The 12,745-nt window shown below is 60.1% G+C and carries 14 protein-coding genes and 1 pseudogene; 7 read left to right on the top strand and 8 right to left on the bottom strand.

Translation table 11 applies throughout. The features are described 5' to 3' along the window. Positions 1-115: 115 nt before the first annotated feature. From rlmD to CQ041_RS14120, 4 genes are all read right to left on the bottom strand, one after another. Positions 116-1,468: a 23S rRNA (uracil(1939)-C(5))-methyltransferase RlmD gene (rlmD, locus tag CQ041_RS14135; protein WP_105523077.1), complete on the bottom strand. Its 1,353-nt coding sequence runs from the start codon at positions 1,466-1,468 to the stop codon at positions 116-118. Next, positions 1,468-2,370: a cysteine synthase CysM gene (cysM, locus tag CQ041_RS14130; protein WP_105523076.1), complete on the bottom strand. Its 903-nt coding sequence runs from the start codon at positions 2,368-2,370 to the stop codon at positions 1,468-1,470. The genes rlmD and cysM overlap by 1 nt, the downstream gene beginning before the upstream one ends. A 200-nt stretch (positions 2,371-2,570) precedes the next feature. After that, positions 2,571-3,161, bottom strand: a complete 591-nt coding sequence (locus CQ041_RS14125) for a tRNA-uridine aminocarboxypropyltransferase (RefSeq protein ID WP_105523075.1) — start codon at positions 3,159-3,161, stop codon at positions 2,571-2,573. A gap of 8 nt (positions 3,162-3,169) precedes the next feature. Beyond that, positions 3,170-4,063 (bottom strand): LysR family transcriptional regulator, encoded by an 894-nt coding sequence (locus CQ041_RS14120; protein WP_017134867.1) that lies wholly within the window; start codon positions 4,061-4,063, stop codon positions 3,170-3,172. Between the two features lie 190 nt (positions 4,064-4,253). Here CQ041_RS14120 and speB point away from each other — a divergent pair, with 190 nt between their 5' ends. Genes speB through CQ041_RS26190 form a run of 5 tightly spaced genes read left to right on the top strand, consistent with a single transcriptional unit; the run spans position 4,254 to position 9,077 of the window. Further along, a complete protein-coding gene (gene speB / locus CQ041_RS14115; RefSeq protein ID WP_105523074.1) occupies positions 4,254-5,204 on the top strand; it encodes an agmatinase in 951 nt (316 codons plus the stop codon). Continuing rightward, positions 5,204-5,626, top strand: coding sequence for a nuclear transport factor 2 family protein (locus CQ041_RS14110; RefSeq protein ID WP_105523073.1), 423 nt, complete (start codon positions 5,204-5,206; stop codon positions 5,624-5,626). Before speB ends, CQ041_RS14110 begins: the two co-directional genes overlap by 1 nt. Positions 5,627-5,647: 21 nt before the next feature. After that, positions 5,648-7,165: a cytosine permease gene (locus CQ041_RS14105; protein ID WP_105523072.1), complete on the top strand. Its 1,518-nt coding sequence runs from the start codon at positions 5,648-5,650 to the stop codon at positions 7,163-7,165. 23 nt (positions 7,166-7,188) lie between these two features. Then, positions 7,189-8,571, top strand: a complete 1,383-nt coding sequence (locus CQ041_RS14100) for a sodium:solute symporter (RefSeq protein WP_105523071.1) — start codon at positions 7,189-7,191, stop codon at positions 8,569-8,571. A 14-nt stretch (positions 8,572-8,585) separates the two neighbouring features. Continuing rightward, the gene (locus CQ041_RS26190) at positions 8,586-9,077 is read left to right on the top strand and encodes a hypothetical protein (RefSeq protein ID WP_146116063.1); all 492 of its coding nucleotides are present in this window, start codon (positions 8,586-8,588) and stop codon (positions 9,075-9,077) included. 59 nt (positions 9,078-9,136) lie between these two features. Here the strand turns inward: CQ041_RS26190 and CQ041_RS26585 are convergent, their stop codons facing one another. Both CQ041_RS26585 and CQ041_RS14095 read right to left on the bottom strand, forming a co-directional pair. Continuing rightward, positions 9,137-9,259: a PA1414 family protein gene (locus CQ041_RS26585; protein WP_256586791.1), complete on the bottom strand. Its 123-nt coding sequence runs from the start codon at positions 9,257-9,259 to the stop codon at positions 9,137-9,139. A gap of 143 nt (positions 9,260-9,402) precedes the next feature. After that, entirely contained in the window at positions 9,403-10,296 is an 894-nt protein-coding gene (locus tag CQ041_RS14095) for a LysR family transcriptional regulator (protein ID WP_105523070.1), read from the bottom strand. Positions 10,297-10,399: 103 nt separating this feature from the next. Between CQ041_RS14095 and CQ041_RS14090 the strand changes: the two are divergent. Continuing rightward, positions 10,400-10,633 (top strand): annotated as a pseudogene (locus CQ041_RS14090) (YbfB/YjiJ family MFS transporter); the annotation flags it as partial. Between the two features lie 85 nt (positions 10,634-10,718). Here CQ041_RS14090 and CQ041_RS14085 read toward each other — a convergent pair. Together CQ041_RS14085 and CQ041_RS14080 are read right to left on the bottom strand one after the other, a co-directional pair. Next, a complete protein-coding gene (locus tag CQ041_RS14085) occupies positions 10,719-11,117 on the bottom strand; it encodes a DUF2177 family protein (protein ID WP_105523069.1) in 399 nt (132 codons plus the stop codon). 114 nt (positions 11,118-11,231) lie between these two features. Continuing rightward, positions 11,232-12,068, bottom strand: a complete 837-nt coding sequence (locus tag CQ041_RS14080; RefSeq protein ID WP_017845295.1) for a S1 RNA-binding domain-containing protein — start codon at positions 12,066-12,068, stop codon at positions 11,232-11,234. A gap of 322 nt (positions 12,069-12,390) precedes the next feature. Between CQ041_RS14080 and CQ041_RS14075 the strand changes: the two genes are divergently transcribed. Next, positions 12,391-12,570: a hypothetical protein gene (locus CQ041_RS14075; protein ID WP_003193095.1), complete on the top strand. Its 180-nt coding sequence runs from the start codon at positions 12,391-12,393 to the stop codon at positions 12,568-12,570. The last annotated feature ends 175 nt before the right edge of the window (positions 12,571-12,745 follow it).

The raw sequence follows: 12,745 nt of genomic DNA, 5'->3' as shown, positions 1-12,745 counted from the left end.
ACCTTCCCTACGACGCACCTTGGATGCGCCAAATTCATCGCCAACCTTTTACCGCAAACTTCCTGGCAGCTCACAGGCCACGAAGTATGCAGGCCAGTCGGATTAAACGGGCATCCTAGCCCGCTTCAAATAACGCCATGGCCTCGACATGCGCTGTCTGCGGAAACATGTCGAGGATCCCGGCACGTTTTAGCCGGTAGCCTTGCTTGACCAACTCCACCGTGTCCCGCGCCAGCGTCGCCGGGTTGCAGGACACATACACCAGGCGCTTGGCCCCCAGTGTCGCGAGCTTGCGCACAACCTCCAGGGCACCATCACGAGGTGGGTCCAAGAGTACCGCAGAAAAGCCCTGCTTGGCCCATTCTGCGTCAGTCAAAGGCTGGGACAAATCGGCCTGAAAAAACTGCGCATTATGCAAATTGTTGCTGACGGCATTGACGGCCGCGCGGTCCACCATGGTCTGCACGCCTTCTACCGCCACCACTTCACGCACTTGTCTGGCGAGCGGCAAGGCGAAATTGCCCAGGCCGCAAAACAGGTCCAGCACCCGTTCGTCGGGCTGCGGCGCGAGCCACTCGAGGGCCTGGGCGACCATCGCGGCGTTGACCTCGGCATTGACCTGCACGAAGTCACCCGGACGGTAGGCCAGTTCCAGGCCCCACTGTTCCAATCGAAAACCCAATACGGCGTCGATTTCCAGCGGTTCCGGCTGGCCCTCGCCATGCAGCCACAACTGGGCTTCATGGAAGGCACAAAATTCTTTCAGGACCTGCAAGTCGGCATCCGACAACGGCGCCATATGGCGCAGCAATACTGCCACGGAGGTGCCGCTGAACAATTCCACATGCCCCAGGGCCTGCGGCTTGCTCAGCCGGCGCAACATGTTTGGCAGGCGCTGCATGATCGGTTGCAAGGCCTGTACCAGCACCGGGCAATCGTCGATGGCGACGATGTCCTGGCTGGCAACGGCACGAAAACCCACTTCAAGATATTTCGCCTTGGCATCCCAACGCACGGCCACACGGGCGCGACGGCGGTAGCCGAATTCCGGGCCGCTCAAAGGCGCTGCCCACGCTTGCGGTTCGACACCGGCCACGCGGGACAATTGCTCGGCGAGCATGCGCTGTTTCAGGGCGAGTTGTTCGTCATGGGACAGGTGTTGCACGCTGCAACCACCGCAGCGGCCAACGTGCGCACACGGCGCCGGGCGGCGCAGTTCGCTGGCCTTGAACACCCGCTCGGTGCGAGCCTCGACGATCTTGCCATGGGCGCCCAGCACCCGCGCCTCGACTTCTTCGCCGGCCAGCGCGCCGTTGACAAACCAGGTACGGCCTTCAAAGAACACAATGCCCCGGCCGTCATTGGCCAGGCGCTCGATGGTCAGGCGCTGCTTCTTGCCCACCGGAATCTGCGGGGCGCGGCTGCCACCCGTCGGTTGGAAGCGCAGGCCTTTCTCGTGCTTGGCCATCAGTTGGGTTCGTCGAAAATGCCGGTCGACAAGTAACGGTCGCCTCGGTCACAGATGATCGCGACGATCACGGCGTTTTCCAGCTCCGCAGACAGACGCAACATACCGGCCACGGCGCCGCCGGAGGACACGCCGCAGAATATGCCTTCTTCACGGGCCAGGCGACGGGTGGTGTCTTCGGCTTCACGCTGGGCCATGTCGATGATGCGGTCCACGCGGGTCGAGTTGTAGATTTTCGGCAGGTACTCTTCCGGCCAGCGGCGGATACCGGGAATCGCCGCGCCTTCCATCGGCTGCAGACCGACGATCTGGATCGCCGGGTTCTGCTCCTTGAGGTAGCGCGAGTTGCCCATGATGGTACCGGTGGTGCCCATGGAGCTGACGAAATGGGTGATGGTGCCCCCGGTCTGGCGCCAGATTTCCGGGCCGGTGGAGGTGTAGTGCGCTTCGGGGTTGTCGCCGTTGGCGAACTGGTCCAGCACCTGGCCACGGCCTTCGGCGGCCATGCGCTCGGCGAGGTCGCGGGCACCTTCCATGCCCTCCTCCTGCGTCACCAGCACCAGCTCGGCGCCATAGGCGGTCATTGCCGCCTTGCGCTCGGCGCTGCCGTTGTCGGGCATGATCAGCACCATCTTGTAACCCTTGATCGCGGCGGCCATGGCCAGGGCGATCCCGGTGTTACCCGAGGTGGCTTCGATCAGGGTGTCTCCGGGCTTGATCTGCCCGCGCAACTCGGCGCGGGTGATCATCGACAACGCTGGGCGGTCCTTCACGGAACCGGCCGGGTTGTTGCCTTCAAGCTTGAGCAACAGGGTGTTGCTGGTTTCTCCCGCCATGCGTTGCAAGCGGACCAGGGGCGTGTTGCCGACGCAATCGGCGATTGTAGGGTACTGCAAGGTCATGGCGTATTCGCAATCCAGACTGCGGGGGCGGACATCATACCGGGAAAGGCCGGCAGGCCATATCACGCAAAGTGCGGTGCTTATTACTTAAGGGCATAAGTAAAAATTTGGGGGGCCCTCAAGCCCCCTCCCCTGATTGTGTTCACCGATCAAAATGTGGGAAGGAGCTTGCCCCCGATGGCCGCGACTCGGTGAACCTGCTAGCCATGGTTTCTCTGAAACACATCATCTCCCATCGCTGCGATCTGGCCTTCAATCAACGCTTCAAATGGCTTGAGCAACGGTTCGAAAGATACCGGTGCCTCCAACACCTGCAACGCCTGAACAATGGCTTCGATCGTCGACAATGCCCCCGGCGCTGGCGCCTTGCGAAGTCGATAACGAGAGACCGCGCCCGCTGTCAACGTCACCCTCGGCAACGCCGCCAACAACGGATTGAGATGCAGCATCTTGCGCGCCTTGCGCCAGGTGCCGTCGGGGACTACCAGCAACAGCGGCTCATCGCTCGGCGAATAGGCCTGCAACGTCTGCGCATCGTCCGCCGGAAACAGCAGCCGCGCCTGGTAACCGGGCACGTTCAATACAGTCGCCAAGTCATCAAACACCTCGCCCACCACCAACTGCGCATTGTTCAAGCCCAGCGCGGCCAGCCGCGCAGTATTGAGCGCATGGTTGACCTCGCTCGGGTGCTGCAACAGCAACACGCGGGTGCGGCTGTCGAGGCTGGGGATCAGCTCGCACAGGCAGTGGGTGGCGGGCCGCAGGCAGCGGGAGCATTGGGGTCTGGACATGGTTTTTTTCAGGCCTGGTTGAGCTGGGCTTTGAGTAGATCGCGGAAGGTCTGGATCAGTGGTTCGCGGCTGCGACCACGGCGCATGATCATCGAGAATGGCGCCTGGTAGCCAAAGGTGGCCGGCAGCAGCACGCGCAGATCGCCTTTGTCCGCCCACGCCTGGGCGTAGTGTTCGGGCAGGTAGCCGATGTAGGCGCCAGAGAGCACCAGGATCAACTGCGCTTCCATGCTTTCCACCGTTGCAGCGCTGTGTTTGAAACCGTGGCGCGCCAGCTCGGCCTGGCTCCAGTAGCCGCGACCGACCATGCGTTGCTGGGTGATGACTTGTTCGGGGATGCGCCGCTCGTTGAACAGCGGGTGCCGGGTGCTGCAATACAGCCAGTGCTGCTCGCGATACAGCGGCATGTAGATCAGCCCGCTCATGCGGTTGGAGAAGGCGCCGATGGCCAGGTCAAGGCGGTTGTCCTGTACACCGAGTTGCAATTCATAAGGGCTCATCACCGACAAATGCAGGTGCACCGCCGGGTGCTCCAGGCTGTAGGCGCCGATGACCTCGGCGAACGGCAAGGCCTTGTCACTGACGGTGGAATCCAGCACGCCGAGCTTGAGGGTGCCGCGCAACTCGCCTTTCAACGCGGCGGCGTATTGTTCGAAGCCTTCCAGTTCGCCGAGCAGGCGCAGGGTTTCCTGGTGGAACAGCTCGCCCTTGCTGGTCAGGCTGAAACCGCCCCGGCCGCGATGACACAGCACCAGGCCCAAGGCTGATTCCAGTTGGCTCATATAAGTGCTGATGGCCGACGTGGACAGGTTGAGTTCGTGCTGTGCGTTGGCGAACCCCTGGTGGCGCACGACGCTGACGAAGATGCGCAGGAGTTTCAGGTCGGGCAAGGCGTTGGCCATGGTCAGCTCCGGAGGCACACGAAAACCTGTGGGAGGGGGCAAGCAAGCCCCCTCCCACATTTGAACGCAGTTTACCCCAGGCTTTAGTTTAGAAAAATCTGAACTAACTATTTGCCCCTGCCGATTCTTTCGTCGAGGGGGATTTCGCAGAATCGGCCCCTGATAAACACAACAACGATGAGGCACTCCCGTGGACAAGATCTTTCACCAACCACTGGGCGGCAACGAAATGCCGCGCTTCGCCGGCATCGCCACCATGATGCGTCTTCCCCACCTGCAATCGGCCAAGGGCCTGGACGCCGCCTTTGTCGGCGTGCCCCTGGATATCGGCACCTCGCTGCGCGCCGGCACCCGCTTCGGGCCGCGTGAAATCCGCGCCGAATCCGTGATGATCCGCCCTTACAACATGGCCACCGGCGCTGCGCCGTTCGACTCGCTGTCAGTGGCCGACATCGGCGACGTGGCGATCAACACCTTCAACCTGCTCGACGCCGTGCGCATCATCGAAGAAGCCTACGACGAGATCCTCGAGCACGATGTGATCCCCCTGACCCTGGGCGGCGACCACACTATCACCCTGCCGATCCTGCGGGCCATCCACACGAAACACGGCAAGGTCGGGCTGGTGCACATCGATGCCCACGCCGACGTCAACGACCATATGTTCGGCGAGAAGATCGCCCATGGCACCACGTTCCGCCGTGCGGTGGAGGAAGGCCTGCTCGATTGTGACCGCGTGGTGCAGATCGGGCTGCGCGCCCAGGGCTATACCGCCGAAGACTTCAACTGGAGCCGCAAACAAGGCTTTCGCGTCGTCCAGGCCGAAGAATGCTGGCACCACTCCCTCGCCCCCCTGATGGCGGAAGTACGGGAAAAAGTCGGCGGTGGCCCGGTGTACCTGAGCTTTGATATCGACGGCATCGACCCAGCCTGGGCACCGGGCACCGGCACCCCGGAAATCGGCGGGTTGACCACCATCCAGGCGATCGAGATCATCCGTGGCTGCCAGGGCCTCGACCTGATTGGTTGCGACTTGGTAGAAGTTTCACCACCCTACGACACCACCGGCAACACCTCGCTGCTGGGCGCCAACCTGCTGTACGAAATGCTCTGCGTACTGCCTGGCGTGGCGCACCGCTGATGAGCGCGCAAGCCGTGCTGCACGCCGCCGCCGACCTGGTGGCGGCCTTCGCCCGCAATGATCGCGCCGCCTACTTCGGCGCGTTCAGCAGTGACGCGACCTTTGTGTTCTACACCCTCCCCCAGCCACTGCTCAGTCGCGATGCCTACCAGGCGTTGTGGGACAGCTGGCGCCGGGACGAGGGGTTCGAAGTGCTGTCCTGCACGTCGAGCAACGCCACTGTCAGCCTGCAAGGCGACGTGGCGATTTTCATTCATGACGTGGCCACCGAGCTGCGCATGAACGGGGAGCAATTTTTCAGCCAGGAACGCGAGACCATTGTCTTCAAACGGCAAGGGTTTGGCGCAGAACAACAAGAAGGCCTGTGGCTGGCCTGTCACGAACATTTGTCCGCCATGCCGGAAGGGCTGCCGCCCCCTTAGCCAATGTGATCGGAGCTGATCATGAATAATAAAAACAACGATAAACGTATTCGCAAGATAGAAACCAACGGGGTCGAGCAGATCCCGGACCAGGAACGTACCGCCGGCCCCAAGGATCTGTTCCGGCTGATCTTCGGCGGTGCCAATACCTTCGCCACCGCCGTGCTGGGTTCGTTTCCCGTGCTGTTCGGCCTGTCGTTCCAGGCCGGTGTCTGGGCGATTGTGCTGGGCGTGCTGGTGGGTGCGCTGATCCTGGCGCCCATGGGCCTGTTCGGGCCGATCAATGGCACCAACAACGCCGTGTCTTCCGGCGCGCACTTTGGCGTGCACGGACGGATCGTCGGCTCGTTCCTGTCACTGCTGACGGCCATTGCGTTCTTCTCACTGTCGGTGTGGAGCTCGGGCGATGCGCTGGTGGGCGGTGCGAAACGACTGATCGGCCTGCCGGAAACCGACCTCACCCTGGGCTTGGCCTACGGTCTGTTTGCCTTGCTGGTGCTGACGGTATGCATCTACGGCTTTCGCTTCATGCTGTGGGTCAACCGCATTGCGGTATGGGCGGCGAGCCTCCTGTTTTTGCTGGGGATCTTCGCGTTTGCACCGGCTTTCGACAGTCACTTTGCCGGCACCGTCGCCATGGGCCAGACCGGGTTCTGGGCTGCGTTTATCGGCGCTGCGCTGGTGGCCATGAGCAACCCGATTTCCTTTGGCGCGTTCCTGGGTGACTGGTCGCGCTACATCCCACGGGAAACGCCGAAGATTCGCATCATGTTCGCGGTGGTTTTGGCACAGATAGCCACCTTGATCCCGTTCCTGTTCGGCCTGGCCACTGCGACCATCGTGGCGGTCAAGGCACCGGACTACATCGCAGCCAACAACTACGTCGGCGGCCTGTTGGCGGTGGCGCCGGGCTGGTTCTTCCTGCCGGTGTGCCTTATCGCCGTGATCGGCGGGATGTCCACCGGCACCACGTCGCTGTATGGCACGGGGCTGGACATGTCCAGCGTGTTTCCGCGCCTGTTGTCACGGGTCAAGGCCACGTTGCTGATCGGGGTGATGTCGATTGCCTTCATCTTCATCGGACGTTTCGCCGCCAACCTGGTGCAGAGCGTGTCGACCTTCGCCGTGCTGATCATCACCTGCACCACACCGTGGATGGTGATGATGATCATCGGCCTTATCGTGCGTCGCGGCTTCTACTGCCCGGATGATCTGCAGGTGTTCACCCGTGGCGAAACCGGTGGCCGCTACTGGTTCAACCATGGCTGGAACTGGCGCGGCCTGGGGGCCTGGATTCCGAGTGCGCTGGTGGGGCTGTGCTTCGTCAACTTGCCGGGGCAGTTTGTCGGGCCGCTGGGCAATCTGGCGCAGGGCATTGATATCAGCTTGCCGGTAACGCTGGGGTTGGCGTCAGTGATGTACCTGACATTGCTTCGTCTGTTTCCGGAGCCGGCTGCGGTGTATGGGCCCGCCGTTTTGGTGAGGGAACGTGCCAGGGAGCACGCGCCCTCGACACAGCAAGTCTCTTCACCACAATAAGAAATAATCGGAGAACCGCCGTCATGGCTTTGGATCTATTCGTCGTACTCATCTACGCCGCCGGCATGCTCGTGCTCGGCTACTACGGCATGCGCCGCGCCAAGACTCACGAGGACTACCTGGTGGCCGGGCGCAACCTGGGCCCGTCGCTGTACATGGGCACCATGGCCGCCACGGTATTGGGCGGTGCATCCACCGTCGGCACCGTGCGCCTGGGCTATGTGCATGGTATTTCGGGTTTCTGGCTATGCGCTGCGCTGGGTGCCGGGATCATTGCGCTGAACCTGTTCCTGGCCAAGCCCCTGCTCAAGCTGAAAATCTTCACCGTCACCCAGGTGCTGGAAAAGCGCTACAACCCCATGGCCCGCCAAGCCAGTGCAGTGATCATGCTGGCCTACGCATTGATGATCGGTGTGACCTCGATCCTGGCCATCGGCACCGTGCTGCAGGTGCTGTTTGGCCTGCCGTTCTGGATCTCGGTGCTGCTGGGCGGTGGCGTGGTGGTGGTGTACTCGACCATCGGCGGCATGTGGTCGCTGACCCTCACCGATATCGTGCAGTTCGTGATCAAGACCGTCGGCCTGATGTTCATCCTGCTGCCCATCTGCCTGTACCGCGTCGGCGGCTGGGATGAGCTGGTGGCCAAGCTGCCGGCGTCGAGCTTCAGCTTCACCGCGATTGGCTGGGACACCATCATCACTTACTTCATGATTTACTTCTTCGGCATCCTGATCGGCCAGGACATCTGGCAACGGGTGTTCACCGCCCGCGACGAAAAGGTCGCCCGGTACGCAGGGACCTTCGCCGGCTTCTACTGCATTCTCTACGGGCTGGCCTGCGCGTTGATCGGCATGGCCGCCCATGTGCTGATCCCGGACCTGGACAATGTCAACAATGCGTTCGCAGCAATCGTCAAAGCCTCGCTGCCCGACGGCATCCGCGGCCTGGTGATCGCCGCAGCACTGGCGGCAATGATGTCGACCGCCAGCGCCGGCTTGCTCGCCGCCTCCACCGTGCTGACCGAAGACCTGCTGCCACGCCTGCGGGGTGGCAAACAATCGAGTCTGACGATCAACCGCCTGTTCACGATGCTGACGGGCATCGCCGTGCTGGGCATCGCGCTGGTGGTCAACGATGTGATCAGCGCCCTGACCCTGGCCTACAACCTGTTGGTGGGTGGCATGCTGATCCCGCTGATCGGCGCGATTTTCTGGAAGCGCGCGACCACCTCAGGGGCCATCACCTCGATGACACTGGGCTTCGTGACCGCGCTGGTGTTCATGTTCAAGGATGGGCTGGATGCGAACACACCGATCTACTACAGCCTGGCGATCGGGCTGGTGAGTTTTGTGCTGGTGAGTGTGCTGTCGCGCAAACCGCAGGTGCAGGTGGCAAGCACGGTGTAAATCGCGGCTTGATTGTGAGTGGTTTCTTCAGCGGGTGCGACGTCGGATGTCGCACCCGTTTTTTTGCGGGAAATTCGTATTCACCGCTGGTCGAGACTGTTATTTCCGACAGTAGAAACCCGAATGAAACTTTTCCTATTCTTGAATCCCTGGGCTCATTACTCGATCCCACCGGTATGAAAAATGAGGAGAAAAAAATGACAACTTCGAAACAACCGCACCCTCCAGGCGCTCTGGTACCGAAGGTGCTGATACTCAAAGATTGGGTATTCCTGAACGGACCAAACGTAGGCCTCTACTCAGGCGTCGTGAGGGTGCAATTCAAAGGACTCGAGGGTGCTGAAGGATTCTATATCGCCCTTCAAAGAAACAGTAAAGACCAAATCTTCTTTCAAGTGCCCCCACCACTTGATGGAAGATACGAGGTCGTAGGCGATTTTGACAAGGACAGCCCAATCCCTGAACACCAGCGCAGTTTTGGGGAAACCCAGATATCACCATCTTGATAAAACGACGTTGAATCGCTCACGCCAACGCTTGTATTGATGTGAGCGTTTCACACGTCCTAACGGCGACGCGAACGGCGGTGCTCATCGTCAGTACGAATAGGGATCGGTTGCAGCGGTGGTTCAATGATGCCCAGCGCAATACCGAGGTCGTGAAGCCAGTTTTGAATTTTCTCTTTCATGGTTTGCCCCCTTTGAGGGTAATGCTGATTGGCGCAAGCTTTTTCGCCTCTTCCTACATCGATAGTAGCCCTAAGTCCTACGCAATGCTTGGACAAAACCACAACGAACTATTACTGAATTGATCTGAATCCTGACGGTTCGTTCAAGCGATGGCGCGCATGTCTTGCCCGAGGCCGGCGCTGCCCTGTTGCTGCACGTCGATCCATGCATTGAGATTAGCGCCGAGCATGCCCTTTCGCCACATCAGCCAAGTGGTGGCAGTGGCAAAAGGCCCGGTCAACGGATGAACGGACACGCTGTCCTTGCCGGGCAGGCTGTCGAGCATGGATTCGGACATCAGCGCCACCCCGGAACCGGCGATCACGCAAGCGAGCATGCCTTGGTATGACTCGATCTCGATCGCCCGGCCCATGGCCACGCGCTCATGGGAAAACCAGGTCTCCAGCCGTGCGCGGTACGAGCAACTGCGCCGGAACGTGAACACGGCGCGGCCGGCCACATCCTGGGGCCCGTGCACCGGCGGGTGGTCGGCTTCACAGATCAGCACCAGACGCTCCTCACACAGCGGCACGCCGTCCAGCGTGGCGATGGTCAGCGGCCCATCCACCAGGGCTGCGTCCAGCCGTCCGGTAATCAGGCCTTCAAGCAACTCGCCGCTGGGCGCCGACTGCACCTGCAGGTTCACCATGGGGTAAGCCTTGTGGTACTGCGCCAACAGTTTCGGCAAGTGAATCGCGGCGGTGCTGTACATGCTGCCGAGTACAAAGTCGCCAGCCGGTTGCCCGCCTTGCACCGCGCCGTGCGCCTCATCATGCAGGGCAAGTAGACGGGCGCTGTAGTCCAGCAGCACCTTGCCCGCAGGAGAAAGCTGCAAACGCTGACGTTCGCGCACGAACAGCTCTACGCCCAGCTGCTCCTCCATTTGCTTGAGCCGGGTCGACAGGTTTGACGGCACGCGGTGCAGGCGCTCGGCCGCCCGCGTGATGGAGCCCTCTTCCGCCACCGCCTGGAAAATGCGCAATTGACTGAACTCCATACCTTTCTCCAAAACTGAACAAGTTACTCACTATTATTCAATTTTATTGAAAAACAAAGCGCTTCAGCCTGATGACATTCGTTTTCCAGCAGGAATACACACCATGTCACCCTGTGTTCGCTTACTCGCCAGTTTTGTCGCGCTGATGATGGCCATGGGCATCGGCCGTTTTGCTCTCACCCCGCAGATGCCTCATTTGCTCAATGAGGGTCAAATTGACCTGACCAGTGCCAGCCTGATCGCCGCCGCCAACTACCTGGGTTACTTCGTGGGGGCAGTGGATTCGACCTTCGCGCGCAGCCATCACCACGTGCCTGGTCGCCTGTACGGCAGACTTCAGCAGAATACATGCCAATGGGTTCGACGAAGGCTCAGAGAATGAGGCCAGCCTCAGAAGCGGCGCACACTCATCCTGGACACAATCACTGACGCACTCGATGTGCACACAACCAGCCGACCGTGCAGCACGCCGCCGTCAGGAAGGTCCCCCAGGCCATGTCCATCACCGCCAATTGGGCAGACCAGCCCGTCAGCGTGGCCCAGTTGCTCAGGTCATACGTGCCGTAGGCCACCAGTCCTAGCAACGCCCCCAGGCGCGCGGCGCGTTGCCAGCTGAGACTGGGCAAGACCACGAACACCACGCAACCGAAGACGTACAGGAGATAAAAAACGACAGCGGGCAACAGGCGGGGCTGATCAAGCATCAGCGGGCCCAGCAGAAATTTGTAGGTCGGGCCCATGAGGACGCCAAGCCAGAGGCCATCCAGTATTAGAAAGGCGAGTAAGGTTGCGAGGTAAGCGAACAGCTTTTTTTTGAACATTGGGAAGACCCACTGTAGGAGCGAGCTTGCTCGCGAAAAATGCACGTCCAACGCCGCGATGCGTCTGGAATACTTTCGCGAGCAAGCTCGCTCCTACAGCAGAGCAAACGGCACTCAGCTTAGTTCAATGCGATCCGCATGAATCACGATCTGGCCTTGCTTGTAGAGGGCACCAATGGCCTTCTTGAAGTTGCCCTTGCTCACGCCGAACAAGTTGCTGATCACGGCCGGGTCGCTCTTGTCGCTGACAGGCAGGCTGCCGTTGTTTTCGCGCAACTTGGCGAGGATCTTGGAGTTCAGGCTCGACGCCGCTTCCTGACCCACTGGCTGCAAACTCAGGCTGATATTGCCATCGGCCCGGATCTCTTTGATAAAGCCCTTCTCTTCCTTGCCCGGCCGCAGGAACTTGAACACTTCGTTTTTGTGAATCAGGCCCCAGTGCTTGTTATTGATGATCGCCTTGAAGCCCATGTCAGTGGCTTCGGCCACCAGCAGGTCGACCTCCTGGCCCACTTGATAGTTGGCCGGCGTCTTGTCCAAGTAACGGTCAAGGCGCGCGGTAGCGGTAATGCGCTTGGTGTGCTTGTCGAGGTAGACGTGCACCACGCAATATTCGCCGGCCGTCATCTGGCGCTTTTCTTCCGAATACGGCAGCAACAGATCCTTGGGTAAACCCCAATCGAGGAAGACACCAATGCTGTTGACTTCGACCACTTTCAAACTGGCGAATTCGCCGACTTGAACTTTCGGCTTTTCAGTCGTGGCGATAAGTTTGTCATCGCTGTCCAAGTAAATGAACACGTTTAGCCAGTCTTCATCTTCACTGGGAATATCTTTTGGGATATACCGGTTAGGCAAGAGGATTTCACCGTCTTGCGCACCGTCCAGGTACAAACCAAAGTTAGTATGCTTTACCACTTGCAAGCTGTTGTAGCGCCCGACTAGAGCCATGTTCATCACCCTCATTACGTGGGCGGCATTCTACCCGTTTTGCGCTCATCACGCGCGCACGCCTGAAAAATCGCGGGCTGGAGTGGCGCACCAGTGGCACCGCCCCGCTCGTCAGGTCACTCGACAGAATGGTGCGGCAATCCCTGCCACGACCTTCCCGAGGGATCTCAGTTAAAACAGTAAGTTAGGGCCTTATTTCATCGATAGACTTTGATCATTCACACGCGCAGCCTGTATTCCCGGGAGATATTTGCCAAGCAATTGTCAAGTATTTCCTGTACGATGCCTGGCCAAGTTAATTTTCTACAGGTTAGTGGCCGCCATGCGCGTAAAAGCATCCAACAGCAAAGCAAAGCCAGCTCCCGCCGTTGAAACCAGCGAATCGATCAACAGCCAGATCGCTGCATTCCTCAAGTCCGGCGGCGAAATCCAGCAGATTGCCAAGGGCGTGAGCGGCCAGACTTTCGGCCCGTCCAAGCAGATCAGCCTGGGCAAGAAGTAACACTGCGCAGTACACCTGGTCCCTAAGCGCCTTGCCATCAAGGCGCTAGGACTAGAGCTAGAAATCCCCTCCTCCTGCACTCAAAAACAACGCTAATCGACGAACGGGCCTCATCACCTGACATTCGCCGGTATGCTTGCACACGTCTAGCTCGGGCATCTGCTCGACATCCTCG

Origin of the sequence: Pseudomonas sp. MYb60 (genome assembly GCF_002979555.1) — a bacterium.
GTDB lineage: Bacteria > Pseudomonadota > Gammaproteobacteria > Pseudomonadales > Pseudomonadaceae > Aquipseudomonas.
Note: the sequence above shows the minus strand (reverse complement) of the source record. Positions and strands in the feature narration are given on the sequence as shown.

Bases quoted from the DNA above. Each gene is read 5' to 3' on its own strand.
- rlmD (WP_105523077.1), bottom strand. From the start codon at position 1,468: ATGGCCAAGCACGAGAAAGGCCTGCGCTTCCAACCGACGGGTGGCAGC.
- cysM (WP_105523076.1), bottom strand. From the start codon at position 2,370: ATGACCTTGCAGTACCCTACAATCGCCGATTGCGTCGGCAACACGCCC.
- CQ041_RS14125 (WP_105523075.1), bottom strand. From the start codon at position 3,161: ATGTCCAGACCCCAATGCTCCCGCTGCCTGCGGCCCGCCACCCACTGC.
- CQ041_RS14120 (WP_017134867.1), bottom strand. From the start codon at position 4,063: ATGGCCAACGCCTTGCCCGACCTGAAACTCCTGCGCATCTTCGTCAGC.
- CQ041_RS14110 (WP_105523073.1), top strand. From the start codon at position 5,204: ATGAGCGCGCAAGCCGTGCTGCACGCCGCCGCCGACCTGGTGGCGGCC.
- CQ041_RS14105 (WP_105523072.1), top strand. From the start codon at position 5,648: ATGAATAATAAAAACAACGATAAACGTATTCGCAAGATAGAAACCAAC.
- CQ041_RS14100 (WP_105523071.1), top strand. From the start codon at position 7,189: ATGGCTTTGGATCTATTCGTCGTACTCATCTACGCCGCCGGCATGCTC.
- CQ041_RS26585 (WP_256586791.1), bottom strand. From the start codon at position 9,259: ATGAAAGAGAAAATTCAAAACTGGCTTCACGACCTCGGTATTGCGCTG.
- CQ041_RS14095 (WP_105523070.1), bottom strand. From the start codon at position 10,296: ATGGAGTTCAGTCAATTGCGCATTTTCCAGGCGGTGGCGGAAGAGGGC.
- CQ041_RS14085 (WP_105523069.1), bottom strand. From the start codon at position 11,117: ATGTTCAAAAAAAAGCTGTTCGCTTACCTCGCAACCTTACTCGCCTTT.
- CQ041_RS14080 (WP_017845295.1), bottom strand. From the start codon at position 12,068: ATGGCTCTAGTCGGGCGCTACAACAGCTTGCAAGTGGTAAAGCATACT.
- CQ041_RS14075 (WP_003193095.1), top strand. From the start codon at position 12,391: ATGCGCGTAAAAGCATCCAACAGCAAAGCAAAGCCAGCTCCCGCCGTT.